At 41.1% G+C, this 22,352-nt stretch carries 15 protein-coding genes; 8 read left to right on the forward strand and 7 right to left on the reverse strand.

Annotated elements, in window-relative coordinates; genetic code table 11:
- Position 1: 1 nt before the first annotated feature.
- Together U1E44_RS10810 and U1E44_RS10815 are read right to left on the reverse strand one after the other, a co-directional pair.
- Positions 2 to 2,557 carry a TonB-dependent receptor gene (locus tag U1E44_RS10810; RefSeq protein WP_322931100.1) on the reverse strand — a complete coding sequence of 852 codons (2,556 nt, stop codon included), beginning with the start codon at positions 2,555 to 2,557 and terminating at the stop codon, positions 2 to 4.
- 264 nt (positions 2,558 to 2,821) lie between these two features.
- Complete coding sequence (locus U1E44_RS10815; RefSeq protein ID WP_322931101.1) at positions 2,822 to 3,664, reverse strand: N-acetylmuramoyl-L-alanine amidase-like domain-containing protein; 843 nt, start codon at positions 3,662 to 3,664, stop codon at positions 2,822 to 2,824.
- 434 nt (positions 3,665 to 4,098) lie between these two features.
- Here U1E44_RS10815 and hemH point away from each other — a divergent pair, with 434 nt between their 5' ends.
- The 5 genes from hemH (at position 4,099) to U1E44_RS10840 (ending at position 10,195) form a co-directional block, all read left to right on the forward strand.
- Entirely contained in the window at positions 4,099 to 5,130 is a 1,032-nt protein-coding gene (gene hemH / locus U1E44_RS10820; RefSeq protein WP_322931102.1) for a ferrochelatase, read from the forward strand.
- Positions 5,130 to 6,506 (forward strand): MATE family efflux transporter, encoded by a 1,377-nt coding sequence (locus U1E44_RS10825; protein WP_322931103.1) that lies wholly within the window; start codon positions 5,130 to 5,132, stop codon positions 6,504 to 6,506. Before hemH ends, U1E44_RS10825 begins: the two co-directional genes overlap by 1 nt.
- 544 nt (positions 6,507 to 7,050) lie before the next feature.
- The gene (locus tag U1E44_RS10830) at positions 7,051 to 7,602 is read left to right on the forward strand and encodes a CopD family protein (RefSeq protein WP_322931104.1); all 552 of its coding nucleotides are present in this window, start codon (positions 7,051 to 7,053) and stop codon (positions 7,600 to 7,602) included.
- Between the two features lie 152 nt (positions 7,603 to 7,754).
- The gene (locus tag U1E44_RS10835) at positions 7,755 to 9,179 is read left to right on the forward strand and encodes a sensor histidine kinase (RefSeq protein ID WP_323673883.1); all 1,425 of its coding nucleotides are present in this window, start codon (positions 7,755 to 7,757) and stop codon (positions 9,177 to 9,179) included.
- A gap of 233 nt (positions 9,180 to 9,412) precedes the next feature.
- Positions 9,413 to 10,195, forward strand: a complete 783-nt coding sequence (locus U1E44_RS10840; protein ID WP_323673884.1) for an enoyl-CoA hydratase/isomerase family protein — start codon at positions 9,413 to 9,415, stop codon at positions 10,193 to 10,195.
- Positions 10,196 to 10,592: 397 nt separating this feature from the next.
- On the opposite strand, the gene U1E44_RS10845 is transcribed toward U1E44_RS10840, so the two are convergent.
- From U1E44_RS10845 to U1E44_RS10860, 4 genes are all read right to left on the reverse strand, one after another.
- Positions 10,593 to 11,729 (reverse strand): Gfo/Idh/MocA family protein, encoded by a 1,137-nt coding sequence (locus U1E44_RS10845; RefSeq protein ID WP_322931107.1) that lies wholly within the window; start codon positions 11,727 to 11,729, stop codon positions 10,593 to 10,595.
- 95 nt (positions 11,730 to 11,824) lie between these two features.
- A complete protein-coding gene (locus tag U1E44_RS10850) occupies positions 11,825 to 13,054 on the reverse strand; it encodes a nucleoside permease (RefSeq protein WP_322931108.1) in 1,230 nt (409 codons plus the stop codon).
- Positions 13,055 to 13,070: 16 nt separating this feature from the next.
- Entirely contained in the window at positions 13,071 to 13,328 is a 258-nt protein-coding gene (locus U1E44_RS10855) for a DinB family protein (protein WP_322931109.1), read from the reverse strand.
- 286 nt (positions 13,329 to 13,614) lie between these two features.
- Positions 13,615 to 14,613, reverse strand: coding sequence for a sugar phosphate isomerase/epimerase family protein (locus tag U1E44_RS10860; protein ID WP_322931110.1), 999 nt, complete (start codon positions 14,611 to 14,613; stop codon positions 13,615 to 13,617).
- Positions 14,614 to 14,749: 136 nt separating this feature from the next.
- Here U1E44_RS10860 and U1E44_RS10865 point away from each other — a divergent pair, with 136 nt between their 5' ends.
- Genes U1E44_RS10865 through U1E44_RS10875 form a run of 3 tightly spaced genes read left to right on the forward strand, consistent with a single transcriptional unit; the run spans position 14,750 to position 18,026 of the window.
- On the forward strand, positions 14,750 to 16,462 hold the full coding sequence (locus tag U1E44_RS10865) for a GMC family oxidoreductase (RefSeq protein ID WP_322931111.1): 1,713 nt from the start codon (positions 14,750 to 14,752) through the stop codon (positions 16,460 to 16,462).
- On the forward strand, positions 16,462 to 17,112 hold the full coding sequence (locus tag U1E44_RS10870) for a gluconate 2-dehydrogenase subunit 3 family protein (protein WP_322931112.1): 651 nt from the start codon (positions 16,462 to 16,464) through the stop codon (positions 17,110 to 17,112). Before U1E44_RS10865 ends, U1E44_RS10870 begins: the two co-directional genes overlap by 1 nt.
- On the forward strand, positions 17,109 to 18,026 hold the full coding sequence (locus U1E44_RS10875) for a hydroxypyruvate isomerase family protein (protein WP_322931113.1): 918 nt from the start codon (positions 17,109 to 17,111) through the stop codon (positions 18,024 to 18,026). The genes U1E44_RS10870 and U1E44_RS10875 overlap by 4 nt, the downstream gene beginning before the upstream one ends.
- A 1,768-nt stretch (positions 18,027 to 19,794) precedes the next feature.
- Here the strand turns inward: U1E44_RS10875 and U1E44_RS10880 are convergent.
- Positions 19,795 to 22,269 carry a ribonucleoside-diphosphate reductase subunit alpha gene (locus tag U1E44_RS10880; RefSeq protein WP_322931114.1) on the reverse strand — a complete coding sequence of 825 codons (2,475 nt, stop codon included), beginning with the start codon at positions 22,267 to 22,269 and terminating at the stop codon, positions 19,795 to 19,797.
- Positions 22,270 to 22,352 lie beyond the last annotated feature (83 nt).

Genomic DNA, 22,352 nt, shown 5'->3' on the forward strand with positions numbered 1-22,352 from the left:
GCTATAAGGAATACCGTAGCGTAATACCAACGGTTCGTTGGTCTCCCAATACCGCCGCAAAATGTCCCGCGCTGCCACCGGCAGGCAACAACTGTTCAAAATAATCCTTATCAAATAAATTACGTGCCCATACATTTACTGAAAATCCGTCGGCACCCCTAAAACCCAACCGGCTATTAACCAAGGCATATCCATCAATATTTAAAAATTGAGAAGGCGAAGCACTAGAGGAAAACGAGGATCGGAAAAAATTATCTACCGCCAAAAAATAGGTGCCCTTTAAACCAAAAAACCTTCCTGCTGTGGTATATTCACCGCCCAAGGATCCGGCCCAATCCGAAATACCGGGCAAATCGCCACCGGAAATATCCTTAAAAGCCACCGGGCCACCCACTTCTTCCAGAGGTACAGGAGCATTCGTAAAGGAGACATATTCACCATCGGTGTAGGCCAATCCACCGTACAATGAAAAACTTTGGTTAAACCTAATATTTCCCTCTAATTCTGCACCGCGGACACGCACTTCTTCGGCATTTGCCAAAAATCCTCTGTTTACCCCGAGTTCGGGTGTTTGTACCTGGGTTTGAAAATCATCAATAGAGGTATTATATAGGGTAAGGTTTAAAGTGGAATTTGCGGTCGGATTTGTTTTTATCCCAATTTCAAAATGACGAACCGATTCCGGTTTAATTTCTGCCAACTCCAAAAGTGGTTCTCCTCCGCTTGTAGGCAAGCCGCCTAGGTTAATCCCTACCGACTTAAAGCTGGTCGCAAAGGTCGCAAAAGCGTTAACACTTTTATTGGCTTTATACGAAGCAGTTATTTGTCCCGAAACATTAGTGTCGTCCACATCGGCTGTAAAGGCCTGATCGCTTAAAACTGCCCGTTTAATGGCTAATAAATCGGGATCATCCGTTTGCAAGCCCCCGAACGTTTCCCTGCTGAAATCTACATCTTTTTCATCATAATTAAAACGTATCCCCGGGAGAATATGAAACCCTTCAGCGATTTCCCAGTCGAGTTGCCCAAAAATGGCACCACTAAAAGTATTCAGCTTAGATCTCGTATTAATGCCAAACCCTTCTAAAAGCCCGGGAGTTTGCCATAATTCACTGGTAGAATTCTGAGAAAAACGCCATTGTGCCGCTCCAGATTCTTGCGTCTGCACCGGATCCGATTTTAAATCTTGACCCATAGCAAAAACGCCAAAAACGCCACTTAATTTGGGGGTAAATGTCCCCGCATATCGAATTTCCTGAGACCACTGATCGTGTCGGGAAGGCGCCTGAGAAAGGGTTAACACAGGTAACCCGGTAAAATCGCGGTCGTTAGAGGGATCCCAGTTCCAATACCGCCATGCTGTAGTAGCGGTAAGCGTGCCCGGTCCCCAATCTATGTCTACATTCAGCGAAATACCGCCAAGATCCTGATTGGAACGCCATGGGGTATCGTGATCTATAACCCTGTCGAACGGATTTCGGCTCGGCAGCGTATAATTCAGATCTGCTATGATCTGCTCAAACTGCCGAAAAGCAGGACGTTGTGTCTGTACCACCCCGGCAAATACCTGGGCATAGCCTTCGGGTCGCTGTCGTGTAATATCGGCAGCCAAAAGTACATTTACCCTCTCTGTTGGAGTATATAACAATTGGCCTCTAAGCCCAAGATTATTGAGGTCGTTTACCGAATTACCCGTAGCTACGTTGTCTAGTAAACCATCGCGCTGCGTGCCCGAAAAGGAAGCTCTCGCGGCAAGATTCTTTGCAATAGGTCCTGTAAATGATGCCTTGGCTTGAACATAGCCGAAATTACCGTAACTAACCTCAAAATCGGCTCCGGGGGTAAAGCTGGGTCTTTTGGTGGTTACATTAAAGGCACCGGCGGTTGTATTTTTTCCAAAAAGAGTGCCTTGAGGTCCCCGGAGTACTTCAATCTGTTCTATATCGATAAAATCTAATGTGGTAGCAGCGGGACGTGCATAGAATACGCCATCCACATAAAAACCAACCCCGGGCTCTATCCCATCATTAGTAAGTCCGAAAGGTAGCCCAAGACCACGAATATTTAAAGCCGTATTCCGTGGATTGGAAGAGTACAATTGTACCGATGGCACCAATTCCTTTACTCTGTTTACGTTAAAGGCACCGGCTTCTTGCACCAAAGCACCGCTTACTACCGTAATTGGGATTGGCACCGTCTGTGCGGTTTCTTTACGCCTTCGAGACGTTACAATAACCTCATCCAAAACATTATCGCTAGACAATGTAATTTGTAATCGGGTATCGCTAAGTTCGTAAATATCCAATTCTTGTGTTTTATATCCTACAGAACTTATGACAAGGGTAAAAGGCAATTCCTTTGGGGATTCTAAACTAAATAAGCCGTCAAAATCGGCAACGGCATACACAGAAGATTGTCCTTTTAAAACTACCGTTGCGCCGGCTACCGGTAATCCTGTGCCGTCCTTAATAATTCCATCGACTGTATTTTGTGCGTAAGTTACGGTAGCCCCTAGTAGTAGGGGAAGTATAAATAGTGATTTTAAAATGTGTTTCATAAGTTAAAATTTGTTTGTTTTTAATAGAAATGCTTCAATATGTACCCTCATAGGAATCTATTTTATGGATCCTTAAGGCATCTTGTTGTTTGCTTTAGAAACGAAATGGCGGCAACAATAAGGTCGTAAAAAGAGGATGTTTAAATTCATATTAACTAAATTTTTCGGCAAATATAAAAGTATTATCCATATATCCTATGGATTTAATAGATTTAATGCATAATTTTTTTTTTATAATCCGTCAGCGTACGAATTTTTGTGCCCTTAAAGTGGTCGGGCTACGATAATTCCAGTATTGCTTTTTACCTTCTGTAAGTAGTCTGTAAGCGGTAATTTGGAAACTTCTACGGCACCGGTAGTAGAAGCATGTAACAAATGGATACGGCCGTCATCTTCACGGGATAGAATTCCGGTATGGGTTACATCCAATCCTTTAATAGAAGTACTTAGCGCAATAATATCTCCTGATTGCAGCAGATGTTCGTTAGCGGCTATTTGGTCCTGCGGTAAAATACATATAGACTGTCCCGTGAGATCGGTCTCTGCAGCTACTATTTTTTTAAAGTTATCCTCATCTGAGAGAAAAGGATATAAATCGCGATGCGTGCTCATAAAATTAATGATCTTTGGCGCGTGCTGCCCGCCGATGTCAGAAGTAATGTCTCGCAGTAATCCTTTTTTTTCATTGTCCGAGATCCATTCCGTAAAATAGTGCAATCGCGACGCATAACCGTCTAATTGTCCATTTTTATACCGAATAGTTTCTAGGTTTTGTACGAATTGATCAAAGGCGTTTACTCCATTTTTAAGCATCAGACTAAAGGCCAGCACATTTTCAACAAACGTAGTACAATCCAATCCTTGAAGATTAACTACCAATGCTTCTGCTTCTCCAATTTCCAGTGTTTGAGCCACATAAGGTGTCCCTAAAAACGTTTTTCCAACCGCAGTAAGGGTACGTCCAAAATCTTTTGGATTATGTAAATTCGCAATTTGACTCATTTTGGTTTCAAAAGCAGCCCTATCTGCTACCGAACAAACAACTTCCTGACTTAGAACAAGTTGCGTTATCAAACCGAAAAAGAAAGAAAAAAATCTGATTTTCATTAGCCAAGGTTTTTGCAAATTTAGATATTATATTGCAATATGCCTTGTATTGGCAGCATAACACTTTCCATAATACGCTCGACGCTCTTTTAATTTTGCAGACCATGTGACTCTCGAAAAAATAGTGCGCTGCCAACAGAATTAACTATTTTTTAAAACAAAGGATCACTGAGGCCGTCCCTTTAAAATACCTAGGCAACCCCTGAGGCTTATCCTTGGTGCCTTTTCATGGCACGTTTTGCATGTTTTATTTTGATGATTAGATAAAAAAAACCAGAATTCTTCTTTTAACTGGAAAAAGGCGGTATCGACATTACGGATCGGAATATCTTTAAATGAAACACCTAAATAACATAAAGAATGCTAAAGTATTTTTATCTTATAGGGCATACTCGATACACAAGTATTATTTTTGTGGTAAAAATAATTGGCATATGAAAGGAGTTTTGTTAGTAAATTTGGGCTCACCGGATAGCCCTACGCCCAAGGACGTAAAACCCTATCTGGATGAGTTTTTAATGGATCCTCGGGTTATTGATACCCCAAAATGGTTGCGAAATATCATTGTAAGAGGCATTATTCTACAGACGAGACCAAAAAAATCTGCAGAAGCGTACAAAAAAATTTGGTGGGATGAAGGGTCTCCCCTAATTGTATTTTCCGAACGTTTTACGGCCAAGCTGCGCCAACGCACCAAAATGCCTGTGGCACTCGGAATGCGCTATGGCTCTATGACCATAAAAAAAGGCCTGCAAGAGTTAAAAGATAAAAAGGCAGATGAGGTATTGTTAGTGCCCCTATATCCACATTATGCCATGTCTTCTTATGAAACAGTGGTCGTGAAGGCCTTGGAAGAAGCCACAACATATTTTCCTGAAATGCACATTTCCACTTTGCCCCCATTTTATAAGAATGACGCCTATATTAAAGTGCTCTCGGAAAGCATTGCCGATGGGTTGGCTAATTTCGAATACGATCATGTCCTATTTTCGTACCATGGCATCCCGGAACGGCACATTAGAAAATCGGATCCTACCAAGTTTCATTGCAAGATCGATGGCTCTTGTTGCAGTATAAATTCCGTTGCCCACACCACGTGCTACCGGCATCAGGTATATGAAACCACCAAGCGCGTAATAGCTTATTTGCGACTGCCTGAACATAAGGTAAGTGTTTCTTTTCAGTCTCGTTTGGCAGGTGATCCTTGGTTAAAGCCCTATACCGATTTTGAATTTGAGCGATTGGCTAAGGAGGGCAAACAACACCTAGCAGTAATTACCCCTGCCTTCGTGGCCGATTGTCTGGAAACCTTAGAAGAAATCGCAATGGAAGGCAAGCATCAGTTTGAAGAAGCGGGCGGAAAGACCTACAAACATATTGCGTGCTTAAACGACAGTGATCCGTGGGTTCAAGTGATGGCCGAATGGATTACCCAGTGGGAGACTAAGGAAGTTTTGCTACAGTAATGGGGCATATATCGTCCGATCAATTGGGCTCGGAATCTATTGGAAAACTCCTTATAAAACAAGCGGTTCCGGCATCCATTGGCATTTTGGTAATGTCGCTCAATGTGTTGGTCGATTCTATTTTTGTGGGGAATTGGATCGGTTCCATAGCCATTGCTGCTATTAATGTAGTCTTACCTGTTTCCTTTTTTATCGCAGCCTTAGGTATGGCTATCGGTATTGGAGGGTCTAGTATCATCTCCAGAGCCTTGGGTGCTAGCCATTTACAGAAAGCCCAACAAACCTTTGGAAATCAAGTTTCCTTAACACTCTTGGTCACTATTTCAATGGCCTTTTTAGGGTTGCGCTATGTAGATACCCTTATTCCCTTATTTGGCGGTATGGGGGCTATTTTTGACCCGGCAAAAACGTATTACACCATTGTACTGTACGGCGTTCCCTTTTTGGGACTTTGTATGATGGGTAATACTGTAATCCGCGCTGAAGGAAAGCCTAAATTTGCCATGATAGCCATGATCATTCCTTCGGTAGGCAATTTGTTCATGGATTATCTTTTTATTTACGTATTTCAATGGGGCATGGAAGGCGCAGCATGGGCTACTACGCTAAGCTACGGGCTTTGTTTTGGCTATATTTTATATTTTTTTCTTTCGGGTCATTCCGAGTTACGCATAGGAACGTCGCATTTACGCTTTAGTAAGCCTATATTAAAAGAAATTGGATCATTAGGATTTGTAACATTAGCGCGCCAAGCCGTAATAAGCCTCATCTACCTCATCATGAATAATGTCCTGTTTGGACTAGGAGGCGAGGCTTTGGTGGCCGTATACGCCATTATAGGGCGCATGCTCATGTTTGCACTCTTCCCTGTTTTTGGAGTTACTCAAGGATTTTTACCCATAGCCGGCTTTAACTATGGCGCCGGTAAATACGAAAGGGTTTTAGAATCCATACAATTGGCAATAGGGTATGCCGCTATTTTAGCCACTGCAGTTTTCATAGGGCTAATGGTGTTTCCGGCAGAAATTACCTCCTTATTTTTAAGCAATAAAACCTATATGTCGGCCACCGATTTGGCTACCAATGCTTTTGTTTTGCACCATGCACCGAGCGCCATGCGATGGGTTTTTGCGGCCACACCTATAATAGCATTACAGTTAATTGGCGCAGCATATTTTCAAGCAATAGGTAAAGCTGTTCCTGCCCTATTGCTTACCTTAACAAGACAAGGCTTTTTCTTTATACCTCTAGTTTTGACACTACCCTCTTTTTTGGGAGAATTAGGCGTGTGGATTTCCTTCCCCATTTCCGATGTTTTGGCGACTCTTGTTACAGGGTATTATTTGCGAAAGGAAGTGCAAAAAAAACTAAAATAAAAATTCTTAAAATGGTTTCATAAGTTAACGTAGGAACTATTTCATTTTAAACCAACGCATATATCAGCCTATGGATTACATTGCAAAACGAGAAATATGTAATCGGCAATGGATTTTAGAACACATCGCAGCAAAGGAAAGGAAAACGCCGTAGCGTGCTCCTGAGCATAGGGAAAATCAATTGTTTGGGATTTTTAAGTGCGTGGTTCTATAGGTTTTCAAAATAAAAAATTTCTTGAAACTGACTATCCCCGAGGCAAGCCATAGGGGTATTTCGCCAGTTTCATTTTGGCCTTTGGGCCAAAATCCGAAATTTTGTATTTTACCTCACCCGGAACTGCAAAAAGGCAGTTCCGACCTCTCCAAAGGAGAGGTAAATAGGAAACTCCTACCCCAAGGGTCGGGGAATCTTTAGATTAAAATCTATACCTATTTAGCTGCGCAACGCACTTTTATAGTTATTTTTAAGCAAAAATTCCGTTGCACTGCATTATATGCAGTTACACATACCAGTGCCATTAAAAAACTTAGTTCACCACCCAACATGAGCGAATATTACAATTACATCAAAGCCTTGCATCTTATCTTTGTAACCACCTGGTTTGCCGGGCTGTTCTATATTCCACGATTATTTATCTATCATATTGAAGCTTCTCAGAAACCCTCTCCGGAAAAGGAGATATTAACGCAGCAACTTAAATTAATGACCAAACGGCTTTGGGTTATCATTACCTGGCCATCGTTTATTCTGGCTACTGTGTTTGCCATTTGGCTCATGATTATACTACCAGGCTGGCTTCAACAACCTTGGATGCAGGTAAAACTGGGCTTTGTTGTGCTTTTAATATTATATCACCTCAAGAACCACCAAATGTTTGCGCAGTTACAAAAAGATGAGGTTAACTACTCCTCTCAATTTATGCGCATTTGGAACGAAGGTGCTACCATCCTCCTTTTCGCTATCGTTTTTTTAGTGATCTTAAAAAATACCATTGGATGGGTTTTTGGAGTTATAGGAATTATAACACTCGGTATTTTGTTAATGATAGGGATTAAAATCTATAAAGGGTATCGAAAAAGAAATCCGAATGCCTGATGATTTCGGAGGTCATGGAAGGATCTATACGGTCTCGGAAAAGCAACGCATTTATAGGCTACAGCTATGGCTCAATAATTGCTATAGGTAACATTTAAAAAGAATATCACGTGCTTAAGAAATTTTCACTTCGGTTTCGAATCTTTATTTCCATGATCTTTTTAGTGTTTCTTGCGTCGATCCTTATTGCAGGTGTCACCATTTATCAGTACGATGAGCAGTCCAATGAATATCACGACGAGCGTATGGGTCGTAAGGAAGAGCAATTAAAACTAAACATTGCTTATGTGTTACAAAAAACCACCTATCCGGTAACAACAGAAAATCTCGGATATATATTTAGAGACGAAATCTATCACATTGCCGATATTCATAACATCAATTTTAACATTTATGACCTAGCCGGGCAACTTATAAAGGGTTCCCGACCCAAATTTGACAATGATTCCATAGCGATTTGTCTTCCGGCAGAAATCTTAAACAATCTAGCTAGTAGCGCTACCAAGCGCTTTGTTGAAGAAAAAACAGCTTTGGGCGACAAATATCAGGCCTCCTATACGTACATCACCGATCTTAAATTTAAACCTATCGGTATATTAAACGTTCCCTATTTTCAGGATAATTCCTATAACGACATGGAGTTGAAAGCGTTTTTATGGCGATTGTCCGGGGTTTATGTATTAATGTTTATTATAGCCATTATTCTCGCTTATCTTATTTCAAAATACATAACGCGTTCGTTACAAGCCGTATCCGAAAAGTTGGAAATGACCGATCTGACGAAGCGAAACGAAAAAATTATTGTAGAAAATCCAACCAGCGAAATAGGAAGATTAATAGATTCGTATAACGGGATGATTGATGAATTGGAACAAAGTGCCTTAAAATTGGCCAGCAGCGAACGCGAACGCGCTTGGCGTGAAATGGCCAAACAAGTAGCGCATGAAATTAAAAACCCGCTAACCCCAATGCGCTTAACCGTTCAGAGTTTTGAGCGAAAATTCGATGCTTCAGACCCCAATATAAAAACAAAAATCGCAGAATTTTCCCAAACCCTAATTCAACAAATAGATACGATGAGCAGTATTGCCTCTGCTTTTTCTAATTTCGCCAATATGCCTGCACAGCAAAATGAGACCTTAAATGTGGTGGCCGTTGTAAAATTGGCTCTAGAAATTTTTAATGAAGAGTATATCTACTTCATGGCTGAAGAAAAAGAGATTATCGCGAAATTTGATAAAACCCAACTTATACGCGTCATTACCAATTTGGTTAAGAATGCCATACAAGCCGTTCCTGAAACCGACGCACCAAAAATTTTGGTGACGGTCATTTCTGAAGGTGATTTGGTAAAAATTATGGTGGCCGACAATGGTATGGGCATTGATGCCGCGTTAAAGGACAAAATTTTTGAACCAAAGTTCACTACTAAGTCCAGCGGCATGGGTCTTGGCTTAGGAATGGTAAAAAATATTGTAGAAACTTATAAGGGAAGCATTTCTTTTACGTCTCAAAAGAATAAGGGCACCGTTTTTACTCTTAAATTTCCTAAAGCAACCACTATGGCGCAGCAATAAAAAATTTCATGAAACTGACTATCCCCGAGGCAAGCCATGGGGGTATACTTCTACTGCGCTCAGTACGGGTTTCGCCAGTTTCATTTTGGCCTTTGGACCAAAAACCGAAATTTTGTATTTTACCTCACCCGGAACTGCCAAAAGGCAGTTCCGACCTCTCCAAAGGAGAGGTAAATAGGAAACCCCAACCCAAGGGTCGGGGAATCTTTAGAATGAAACTAAAAATAAACATTATGGTATACACTAACATTAGTCTAAAAAAAGAAGATCCTATTGCGGTCGTGACCATAGAACGGCCAAACAAGTTAAACGCACTCAACAAGGCTACGATAGAGGAACTACATCAGGTGTTCTTGGCCTTAAAAGACAGCAAGACAACGAAAGTGATTATTCTTACTGGCAGCGGAGAAAAGGCTTTTATAGCAGGAGCAGACATCGCTGAGTTTGCCGATTTTTCCGTACAAGAGGGTACTTTTTTAGCTGCGGAAGGACAGGAGCTTTTATTCAATTTCGTCGAAAATTTTCCAAAACCGGTGATCGCAGCTGTTAATGGGTATGCCCTTGGCGGCGGTCTGGAACTGGCCATGGCCTGCCATTTCAGAATTGCAAGCCATAATGCAAAAATGGGATTGCCAGAAGTCTCTTTGGGGGTTATCCCGGGCTATGGTGGCACACAGCGCTTACCCCAACTTATTGGGAAAGGCAGGGCCATGGAACTCATTATGTCTGCCACCATGATTGATGCGGAAAAGGCGCTGGAGTACGGGTTGGTAAACCATTTTACGGCTCAGGAAGAATTGCTTCCGTATTGTAAAAAACTAGCATCCAAAATTGCACAGCACTCCACTGTAGCCATTGCACAGGCCATAAAAGCCATAAATGCAGGATTTAACAAAGAGAGCAACGGATATAAAACCGAAATAGAAGCTTTTGGAAATTGTTTTGGAACACGTGATTTTAAAGAAGGTACTTCTGCCTTTCTAGAAAAGCGAAAACCCAATTTCCCGGGGTCATAAATGTAGGTTGCCTAAGGTTTGGCGCCATGAAATCGTTATGGATTCAAACTAGTTTCCTGTCCAATGATACCCAACTTGATGCGTAGCAAAAAATCCATGCAAGCACCTAAAATCCAATATTTTATACCGCGTTTTATGGTCAATTGGTTTCTCCTCTAATTGTAGAATTCATAGTATACGTCTCCTAGTGTATCGTGAAAACCCCAACCAATTCCCCTTGTGTCGTCAACTATTTTTTTTGCACGGTCAGCAAATGTATCAAGTAGGCCTTCTTTATGCACTCCACTTACATAAACCGTTTTGAAACAGGCAGATGCGGTATTGTAGCGATCCTTTAAACACAAAAAAAGAGCACCTTTAACAGATGCTCTTTTTTAGCTTTTGGATTAATGATGTGCTATTCCATAGCTACCCATACATTCCCATTTCTATGGGAGGCCACCGTAGCTTCAATAAAATTCATACCGCGAACGCCATCGGTCATGGTCGGGAACTCACCGTCGTTATAGTTCTCTCCGCGAATGGCTCTTGCTGCACCCAAATAGATATTGGCCATAGAGTCGAAAATGCCTTCGGGATGTCCGGGAGGTAATTTGGTGCCTCCAAGAGACAATGCACTATTATACCCATGCCCCGGTTTATATACTTGTGTGGGTTCGGTATCGCTTAGTTTGTACAAAAAGTTAGGGCGTTCTTGTTCCCATCGAAAGGCCGCTTTTTCACCATATATGGAAATCGCCAAGCCATTTTCTTCTCCGGTAGCCACCTGACTGCTTCGAATAACACCTTTAACATAATCGGATACCCGAAGGAGTACGGTGCCATCCAAGTCCATCTGGTTGCCATCATACATTACATTAAAATCGGCCAGAAGCGATTGTATTTGCAAGCCCGTGGTATATTCAATAAGATTAAAAGCATGCACGCCAATATCGCCCATACAAGAACTTATCCCTGCCTTTTTCGGATCTAAACGCCACACAGAAGCTCTTTTTTCAGCATCGTGAATCACCGGGTTTAACCATCCCTGATAGTATCTGGCATCTACCTTATGTATTTTTCCTAGCGCTCCGGCCTTGATCATCTCGCGCATTTGGCGTACCATGGGGTATCCGGTATAGGTATGGGTTAAGGCAAATACAGTACCTGCTTTTTTATGGGCTTCTTGTAAAATTTTGGCTTCTTCTAAAGTAGTGGTCATTGGTTTTTCGCAAATCACATGAAAGCCGTTTTCCAAAAGCGTTTTTGCCATGGGAAAATGTAGAAAATTAGGCGTTAATACGGAACACACCTGTATGCGTTCCTCTTTGGGGAGCTTCATTTCTTCGGTAATGAAGGTATCAAAATCTTTATAAATCCGATCTGTGGGCACATCAATCTCTTTGGCAAATGCCAAATTAGCCTCAAAGTCCGGATTAAAAACCGCTCCGGTAATCTGATAATTATCATTAATGTGCGACGCAACACGGTGCAGCACTCCAATAAGGGAATCTCCACCGCCTCCAAGAATTCCTAATCTGATTTTTTTACTCATTGTTATTTCTATTTTGATTTAAAAATTTACTGTTTTATCATGATGTAGCACCATAATCATAAGGATCATAGCACTTTCAAATTTATATAAAATTGCTAAGCTTTATAGGCTATTTTTTCCTTTTTGAAAAATAGGGCAAAGTAAAGCAGGACCAGTAAGGCAAAAACGGCAGGAAATAACCAGATATTTTGCCATGTATGGGTGCCGTCTTGATTGAGATATATATCTGCAATGCGACCGGCTACCCAAAAACCGATCAACATTCCTACACCGTAGGTTGCCAAGGTGATTAATCCCTGAGCGGCGCTCTTATATTTAGATCCGGCCTTACTATCGGTATAAATTTGCCCCGAGACAAAGAAAAAATCATAACAAATTCCGTGAAGGGCAATCCCAATGATGAGCATAAAGGTAAGTTCTCCGGTATTGCCAAATGCAAAAAGCACATATCTTATGGTCCAGGCTAGCATGGCAATTAAAATGGTGTTTTTGAAACCAAATTTGGTGAAAAAATAGGGTAATAGCAGCATAAAAACAATTTCGGAACCTTGCCCAATGGTCATTTTGGCAGTTGGGTTCTGCAAGCCAACTTCTACCAAAAATGGATTGGCATTTTGATAATAAAAGGCCAAGGGAATACAGATTAGGATTGATGCGATAAAGAAGATTAAAAAATTTTGATCTTTTAGTAACTTTAAGGCATCTAAACCTAAAATTTCTGCCAAAGAAACCTTTTTCGTTTGGTCTGCTCTTGGAGGTGTTTTGGGTAAGGTAAAACTGAAAACCCCTAAAAGACCCGAAGCTATTGCGGTCATCAAAAATGTATTTTTAAGCAAACCTTTCCGAATACCAATATCGGAATCCCATTGAAAGGCATAACTTATAACAAGTCCGGCCACAATCCACCCCGTGGTACCAAAAACCCGTACAAAGGAAAATTCCTTGGCAGGATCCTTCATTTGATTGAAAGAAATAGAATTTACCAAAGCCAGAGTTGGCATGTACAAAATCATGTATCCTAAAACATAGGGATAGAAAAGGTCAAATTGGGTAGTTGTGTACATCAAATATAAAAGTCCGGCACCTAAAAGATGCAGCACTCCTAATATCCGTTCGGCATTAAAATACCGATCGGCGATTAGCCCAATAACAAAAGGAGCGATGATAGCCCCCCAAGATTGGGTAGAGAAGGCCATCGCAATTTCTCCGTCGTTCGCTTTAATGTTATTGCTTAAAAAAGTGCCCAGGGTAACGAACCAACCGCCCCAGATAAAAAACTCCAAAAACATCATCAAGGAAAGTTGAAAGCGTATTTTAGTATTCATAGGAATATTTGCTTGCTTATCTCTTATACAGGGTGTAGTCTAAAACCAGAGGAGGTATGTTGTTCATTCTAAAATCGGCTGCTATTTGCCCCCTATGGTAGGTAGAATGGTTAATGATATGAAATAACATATCCTGAAGGGTGTTTGTAAAAAGACGACCTTCCAGATTTTCATAATCAATCCGCTGTTCAAAATTATCGGCATGGGTAACGATGTCAAAAGAACAGCGTTGGTTTTCGTAATGAATATCGGCCCAATCTTTAGTAGCGTGCATTTGAAAGGTGCTATAATCGCTTTTTTTTTTAATATGCGACTATTCCAAATATGATGGGCGTTAAGAATATGATTAAAAAGTAAGGCACTTTTTTCGGGTACCGAGACAAGCCCTGTACACGCTTCAATAAGTTGCTTGTTGCAATAAAAGTTGTAATCAAATAGCTGATTAAAAAATAGTTTCATCTGTACAAAAAATCGGAAGCCATTTATCTGGCTTAGTTGATATCCTTTGGAGTTTTCTTTTGATTTAATAGCCTCTAAGCGCTTTCTTAGCAATGTGCTTGTTAGCTTAAGGCCGCTGCTGCTTTCAACATAAGGTTTTTTGTAGCCAAAATACCGGCTTCTTCATCCAAGTCACTACCCTCGTATTCTACGCCTATATATCCGGTATAACCTGCGTCTTTTACAATTTGGAGCATTTTCACATAATCAATTTCGGTCTCGTTGCCCTCGGCGTCAAAGTCGTGACTTTTGGCACTAACGGCCTTGGCGTGAACCATCAGTTCTTTTACCCCCTTGTAAATATCATATTTTTCGGCACAACCAGAAGCCCAATCTGCCGGATCGTTTCTGCGGATACAAAAATTACCAAAATCGGGCAAGGTACCACAATTGTCCATGCCAACAGCATCCATAACGGCGGCCAGCATTTCGGCATTTGAAGACAATCCGCCGTGATTTTCTACAGTTATATTGATCTGCTTATCTTTTGCATAGGTAGCCAATTGGGTTAGACCGTCTACAGCACTTGCTTTCCATTCGTCCGGTACATTACTCCCGGATAAATTTACGCGAATGGCATGGCATCCCATTTTGGCAGCGGCATCTACCCATTTGTAATGATTTTCTACCGCCTTATTTCGCTCTTTGGTGTCTACGGTTGCCAAATCACCTTGGCCATCAATCATAATCAGCACATTTTGTAATCCGTGTTTTTTGGCCTCTGCGTTCGACTTTTCTACAAATGCAGCCATAGCTTCTTCAGAATACCCTAAAGGTTCTAATTCCTTGTCGTATAACTGACTCACATATTCTAAGCCGGAAAAACCCCAGTTTTTGGCCAACTCGGCAAAGGTGTAGGGATCGCGACCTTCCCAAATCATATTGTGAATAGACCACTGCGCTAGTGATAGCTTAAAAAAGGGTTCTTTTACCATGTCGGTTTCCGAAGGAGCGACCAATTCGCTTTCGTGCTTCTTGGTTACCTTACATGCATAAAGCCCCATGAGGGAAACGGCTATTCCTAATTGTGAGCTGTGGGTAATAAATTTTCTTCGTTGCATAAATGGTTTTGTGCTGGTTTTTAAACATATACTAATAGCGATAACGTTTTCGTATGACTTTAATAGTATTTATAGTGTTTAAATGTAAAAAATTAATTTTATATTTAATAAATTTATAGAATAAACAAATCAATACATGGCTAAATTTTATTACAATGAAGAACAAGATTCCTATGATGCTATAGTTGTAGGAACGGGTATTAGCGGCGGCATGGCTGCTAAAGAATTATGCGAAAAAGGATTGAAAACTCTGGTCTTAGAAAGAGGCCGGATGGTGAAGCATATTGAAGATTATGAAACTGCCAATTTGGATCCTTGGGATTTTCCCAATGGAGGACAACCCACCCAAGAGGATATTGCAAAGCAGGAAAAACAACACAGAACGGGGTACACCACAAATGCCGCCAGTAAAATGTGGTTTGTGAATGATTTGGAGCACCCTTATAACGAAATACGTCGGTTTGATTGGATGCGCGGGTATCACGTTGGGGGTCGTTCCTTACAATGGGGGCGTCAAAGTTACCGTTGGAGTGATGTTGATTTTCAGGCCAACCTCAAAGATCGCATTGCGGTAGATTGGCCGGTACGTTATAAGGATATTGCCCCATGGTATGCCAAGGTAGAAGACTTTATTGGTGTTAGTGGAGAGGCTTTAAACCTACCGTACTTGCCGGATAGTAATTTTTTGCCCGCAATGGAGTTAAATTGTGTAGAAGATCATTTTAAGGGGAAAGTACAGGAAAGTTTTGATGGTCGCCCGGTTACCGTAGGAAGGGTAGCTCATATTACCGGTACCAAAAATTTTGATGGGCGTTCCAAATGCCAATATAGAAACCGCTGTATTCGCGGCTGTCCTTTCGGCGCTTATTTTAGTAGCTTGTCTTCTACATTGCCCGCAGCTGAAGCCACAGGCAACATGACCTTGAGACCCGATTCTATCGTTCATGAAGTGATGTACGATCCCAACACAAAAAAAGCTACAGGAGTAAAGGTTATAGATCGTGTTACTAAAGAAACCTTTGAGTTTAAAGCCAAGGTAATCTTTTTATGTGCTTCGGCCATTGCATCCACTTCGATACTAATGCAATCGAAATCTGACCGTTTCCCTAATGGGATGGGGAACGATTCGGACCAGTTAGGGCGAAATATTATGGACCATCATTTAGGTGTAGGTGCTTCTGGTAAATTTGAAGGATTTGACGATAAATATTACAAGGGAAGAAGGCCCAATGGAGTATATATCCCTCGATTTAGAAATTTGGGTGGCGCAACAGACAGAAAGGACTACAAACGAGGATTTGGTTACCAAGGAGGTGCCAGTAGAGGCGATTGGGAAGATACGGTGGCAGAGCTGTCCTATGGCAAGAACCTTAAAGAGGCTATCCTAAAACCAGGCGGATGGACTATGGGCATAGGCGGTTTTGGCGAGGTGTTGCCTTATGAAGATAACCGAATGACTTTAGATTACGACAAACTTGATGGCTGGGGGCTACCCACAGTTACTTTTGATGCAGATTTACAGGAAAATGAATTCAACATGCGCAAAGACATGCAAGAATCTGCTGTAGATATGTTAGAAAAGGCTGGTTTTAAAGATGTGAAAGGCCATGATGGACCAACCGGATTAGGTTTAGGAATTCATGAAATGGGTACGGCACGCATGGGACGAGATCCGAAGACTTCGGTTTTAAATGGAAACAACCAAATACACGCCGTACCTAATGTGTATGTTACCGATGGGGCTTTTATGACCTCAGCAAGTTGTGTAAACCCATCTTTAACCTATATGGCTTTTACAGCAAGAGCCGCAGCACACGCTGCCCAAGAACTTAAAAAAGGAAATATATAATGGAAAGAAGAATTGCATTAAAAAACATGGGGCTGTCGCTAGGCTACATCGTGGCTACCCCCACAATTATAGGACTTGTACAAAGTTGTAAAAATGAAAAAGTGTTGGAATGGACCCCCGATTTTTTCTCTCAAGAAGAAGGTGCCATGCTAACGCATTTAGTAGATATTATATTGCCAAAAACGGATACTCCAGCCGCCTCAGAGCTACAAGTACACCTCTTTATAGATCGTTTTGCAAATGAAGTCTTAGACCAAAATCAACAAGACTTATTGCGTTTATCTACTTCTAAATTTGTAGAAAAAGCCCTAAAGGATTCAGGAAAAACAAAAGTGGCAGATTTAGAAGTTGCTGATTTAGAACCGGTACTGGCGGCTACCCTAAAGGTCACCAAGGAAGATGAAAAAGTCTACCTAGAAACAATCAACACCTATAACAAGGCGGTTAAAAATGGCGAATCGGCTCAATTAAATGATGTGGTTTCGCAATTTGCCTTCGCCAATGACCTGAGAAAATTAGCCATTTGGGGCTATAAAACGTCGGAATTTGTGGGTGAAGAAGTTCTGGCTTATTTACCCGTACCGGGCGAATTTGTAGCCTGTGGAGATCTTCAGGAGCTTACAGCAGGCAAAGCATGGTCTCTGGGATGAAGCGACGTAGTTTTATACAGAAAACGGCACTTTCCGGCGGTGCAATATCGCTGGGAAGTGCTTTGTCATTTGCAGGAGATGTTAAAAATTCAGGTGCCTCACATACGTTTAATCTAAAGTATGCCCCACATTTTGGCATGTTTAAACATCATGCCGGCGATAATGTGATTGACCAGCTCAATTTCATGGCCGATCAAGGCTTTACCGCACTCGAAGACAATGGGATGATGGCACGGGATACAGCCCTTCAGACTAAAATAGGAGAGACCCTTGCCAAGCGAAACATGACTATGGGGGTTTTTGTAATTGATAAGGGGGGCAATATGGCCAATACCCTAGCTGCCGGAAAACCTGAGCATGTCGCCATTTTTTTAGATGGATGCCGAAAAGCGGTGGAAGTGGCCAAGCGGGTCAATGCCAAATGGATGACCGTGGTACCGGGGGGCTATGAGCGAAACCTTCCGCTGGGAGTACAGGATGGTCATGTGATTGAAGCCCTGAGAAGGGGTGCTGAGATTTTAGAACCGCACGGACTCGTAATGGTGCTCGAGCCCCTATCAGACTCACCGGATTTGTACCTTCAGACTTCGGATCAAACCTATATGCTTTGCAAAGCGGTGAACAGTCCTTCATGTAAAATTTTATATGACATTTACCATATGCAAAAAAATGAGGGACATTTAGTACGCCATATGGAACTTACATGGCCCGAAATAGCGTATATCCAAATTGGAGATAATCCGGGACGGAATGAGCCTACTACTGGTGAGATTAACTATCAAACTATTTTCAAATTTATCCATGACAAGGAGTTTAAGGGTATTCTGGGTATGGAACACGGCAATTCAAAATCGGGCAAGGTGGGAGAACAGGCCGTGATCGATGCCTATAAAAAAGTGGATGCCTTTTTGTAAGCCTTAGCTTATTAAAGACAATGTTTTCTTACCGTCGCGGGTTACGTGTGCAGTTGTAATAGGGTTTAGATTATCTTCTACAAGTTTTGGAAGCTACCACGTTTTTCTAAATCTTCCGGAGTTTGAGTTTTACTAAAAAATACGTATTCAGCCTGCGTCATTCCCGTAAATAAAAAAATTCTTGAAACCGACTATCCCCGAGGCAAGCCATAGGGGTATACTTCTACTGTGCTCAGTACGGGTTTCGCCAGTTTCATTTGAGCCTTTGAGTCAAAAACAGAAATTTTGTATTTTTCCTCACCCGGAACTGCAAAAAGGCAGTTCCGGCCTCTCCATAGGAGCGATAAATAGGAAACCCCGACCCAAGGGTCGGGGTTTTTTTAGATTGAAGTATAACAAATACCAAGGGGTTGCCCGAAAGGAGGGTTTTTTTTGGGTGCACTTCCTAGCCGTTTTTTGGCATTCTGTGTTGCCATAAAATGTTGACTTTTTTCTTTTTTTAACGGAATTCCGAAGAATTGTTGTCATTTATGTAAGAAAAAACTTTCTTATACGTTATTCTATATATGGATGCATATTACATACTAATTTTTTATGTGGTTCTCATGATAGGAGGTAAAGTAGCCTTTGCGCTCTATCAACGGAAAACATACCGACCGTTTGCAAAATGGTTTTCTTTAAAACTACCATTTCGGAAAAATGCATTTATAAACGATCGACTACCCGACAAAAAAGAATCCCTACCTATTTAACGTTCCGTTTAGAAAGTTTTTAGGGCTGCGTATCGTCCAATCCCTTGAGGAAGCCTTAGGTTGCTCTTAGGTACTTTATGTTGTCTTTAAGACACTAGATGGGAAAAACCTACCGTATTTATATGGGGAACATATGTGGGTTTGTAGTGTGAGACACAGGAATCGCCAATTTTTTATAGTAGGCAACAACTTTTTTTACCCTTTATTACGTATTTAACAGAAGGTACACATAATGGATCACTATTTTACCATATTATTTATCTACACAGCGCTATTTATTTGTGCTTCAGTGTTACGACCCTATTTTAAAAAGTAAGGGGTACACCATTTTGATGCCTTAAATTTGAGTTGTGCAATTTTGTATGGATTCTTGTTGTTCTTTAGTGTGCTACACCTCCCCATTTTAATGTATTTCTGACCGTATTTCTCGATGTATATTACCAGTAGGGTATATCATTTCAGAATGCTTCGAAGCAAATCCTTATGCATGCATGCAATACACTAAGGCTGATCCATCTGAAAGATGTCAGTTTGATCGCGCGCTCGGAATTGTAGTTGGCAGCCAAATAAGATGCGAACAATCAACCAAGTGGTTCAGATGCATATTTATAAATTAATATGATGCATTAAATGTTTCCAAATGTTATTAATAGCCCAAAGTTTGAGCCGTGTGCTAGGAGAAAATATAATGCTTACGTTTAAAATATAACGGTGAGGTAAAACACAGAATTTCGTTTTTAGGCCCAAAGGTTAAAAATGCGATGTATGGAGTTGGTCAAAATAAAACCGGAGAAACCCGCGCTGTGCATTTCGATACACTTAGTATGGCATTTATTGAAAAGATACGCTATGGCCTGCCCACCCTATTCCTGTTGGAAGGGTCTCGGGATAGTCGGCTTTAAAAAATATTTTGGTTGCGATGAAAAAAATAAGAAATCCGGCAAAATCCATTATGAGATATGATTTTGCCGGAGGAACTATAGAATAATAAACACTACAAAAATTGTACTACGCCATTACGAACCGCACATTAAACAATCATCATCGGCCTGTCCTTCTTTAGATTGCGCAATTAATTGTTTCATCTCTTCAGCCGAGAGGGGTTCTATGTCAAGAGGCTTACTTTCTACGTTAGTGGCTTTTACTTCAATGGCAACAGCTTCACGTTTATCGGTAATCACAGGAGCTACAACCAACTCCTCGGGGAGTTCCTTTTCTGTTTTTCTATTGTCTAATGTAAATTTAATGGCATCTACGGCTGCTTTTGTCCTCAGGTAATACATGCCCGTTTTAAGGCCACTTTTCCAGGCATAAAAGTGCATGGACGTAAGTTTGGAGTAGTTTGCATTTTCCATAAAAAGATTCAACGACTGACTCTGATCAATGAAATAACCCCGTTGTCTAGACATGTCAATAATATCCTTCATGCTCAATTCCCAGACGGTCTTATAAAGTTCCTTAATTTCTAAAGGAATAGTATCTATATGCTGTACAGAGCCATTGGCTCGCATTAAATCTTGCTTCATTTTTTCATTCCAAAGACCTAAGCGCACTAAATCTTCAAGCAAATGTTTGTTAACCACAATAAATTCTCCGGATAGGACACGGCGCGTATATATATTAGAAGTGTAGGGTTCAAAACATTCATTATTGCCTAAAATTTGAGACGTAGATGCGGTGGGCATCGGTGCCACTAATAAGGAGTTGCGAACCCCATGTTTGCTTACGTCTTTTCGCAATTTATCCCAATCCCATCGACCGGAAAGGTCTTCATCTTTAACACCCCAAAGGTTGTGTTGAAATTCTCCTTTGGAAATGGGAGAACCTTCATACGAGGAATAGGTGCCTTCTTCTTTCGCCAATTCCATTGATGCGGTTACTGCCCCATAATACAATGTTTCAAAAATATCCTGATTCAGTTTTTTGGCTTCATCGGAGGTAAATGGTAACCTGAGTAAAATAAATGCATCGGCCAAGCCTTGTACGCCTAAGCCAATGGGTCGATGTCTTAAATTAGAATTTTCGGCTTCTACTACGGGGTAATAATTGCGATCTATAACCCGATTCAGGTTTTTGGTAACCCTTTTGGTTACTTTAAATAATTCTTTATGATCAAACTCCCCATTCTTAATAAACATGGGTAGCGCAATAGAGGCTAAATTACAGACCGCTACTTCATCCGGTGCCGTGTATTCTATAATCTCGGTACATAAATTTGAGGAGCGAATGGTGCCCAAATTTCGTTGGTTACTCTTCCTATTGGCCGCATCTTTATATAGCATATAAGGTGTGCCTGTTTCAATTTGAGATTCCAATATTTTTTCCCAAAGTTCTCTTGCTTTTACCGTTTTGCGACCCTTGTTTTGGGCTTCATACCCCATGTAAAGTGCTTCAAACGCTTCACTGTGATTATTGAAAAGCTCTGGGCATTCGTTAGGACACATAAGTGTCCAGTCCTCGTTAGCTTCTACGCGTTTCATGAATAAATCGGGAATCCACATGGCATAGAACAAATCTCTGGCCCGCAATTCTTCTTTGCCATGATTCTTTTTTAAATCCAAAAAATCATAGATATCGGCATGCCATGGTTCTACATAAATGGCAAAACTACCCTTTCGTTTTCCGCCGCCCTGATCTACATATCTGGCTGTGTCGTTAAATACTTGTAACATGGGAACAATACCGTTTGAGGTGCCATTAGTGCCTGCAATATAGGATCCGGTGGCTCGTACGTTGTGTATAGATAAACCAATACCTCCGGCAGATTGGGAAATTTTTGCAGTTTGTTTTAAGGTGTCGTAAATACCATCGATACTATCGTCTTTCATGGCCAAGAGAAAGCAAGACGACATTTGCGGTTTTGGCGTGCCCGAGTTAAAAAGCGTTGGAGTGGCATGTGTAAAATATTTTTTAGACATCAACTCATACGTTTCTACTGCCGCCTCTAAATCGTTCAGATGAATGCCAATTGCTACCCGCATCAACATGTGCTGGGGGCGTTCTACAATCTTTCCGTTGAGTTTTAAGAGATAGGATCTTTCCAAGGTTTTAAAACCAAAATAATCGTATCCAAAATCGCGGTTATAAATGATGGTTGAGTCTAATTGTTCGGCATTATCTTTAATTACCTGATACACTTCATCCGAAAGTAAGGGAGCTTTTTTTCCGGTTCTGGGATTAATGTACTCATATAAATCCGTCATCGTATCCGAAAAGGATTTTTTGGTGTTTTTGTGCAGGTTAGACACGGAAATACGCGCGGCTAACTTGGCGTAATCAGGATGGTGCGTAGTCATCGTAGCCGCAATTTCAGCTGCTAAATTATCGAGTTCAGAGGTGGTCACATTGTCATACAAACCCTCTATAACTCTAACAGCGACTTTTACAGGATCTACAAGTTCATTTAGTCCGTAACATAACTTGCGTACTCTAGCGGTTATCTTGTCGAACATCATTGGCTCTTTGCGGCCATCTCTTTTAACTACAAACATAAGGTTACAATTTTTTTAATGATGGGATGGTTGGCTAAAACTGGTTCATTTACTACAACATACTTCTGTTTTAAGGAAGTATT

It is taken from the genome of Aurantibrevibacter litoralis (assembly GCF_034651555.1).
GTDB classification, from domain to species: domain Bacteria; phylum Bacteroidota; class Bacteroidia; order Flavobacteriales; family Flavobacteriaceae; genus Aurantibrevibacter; species Aurantibrevibacter litoralis.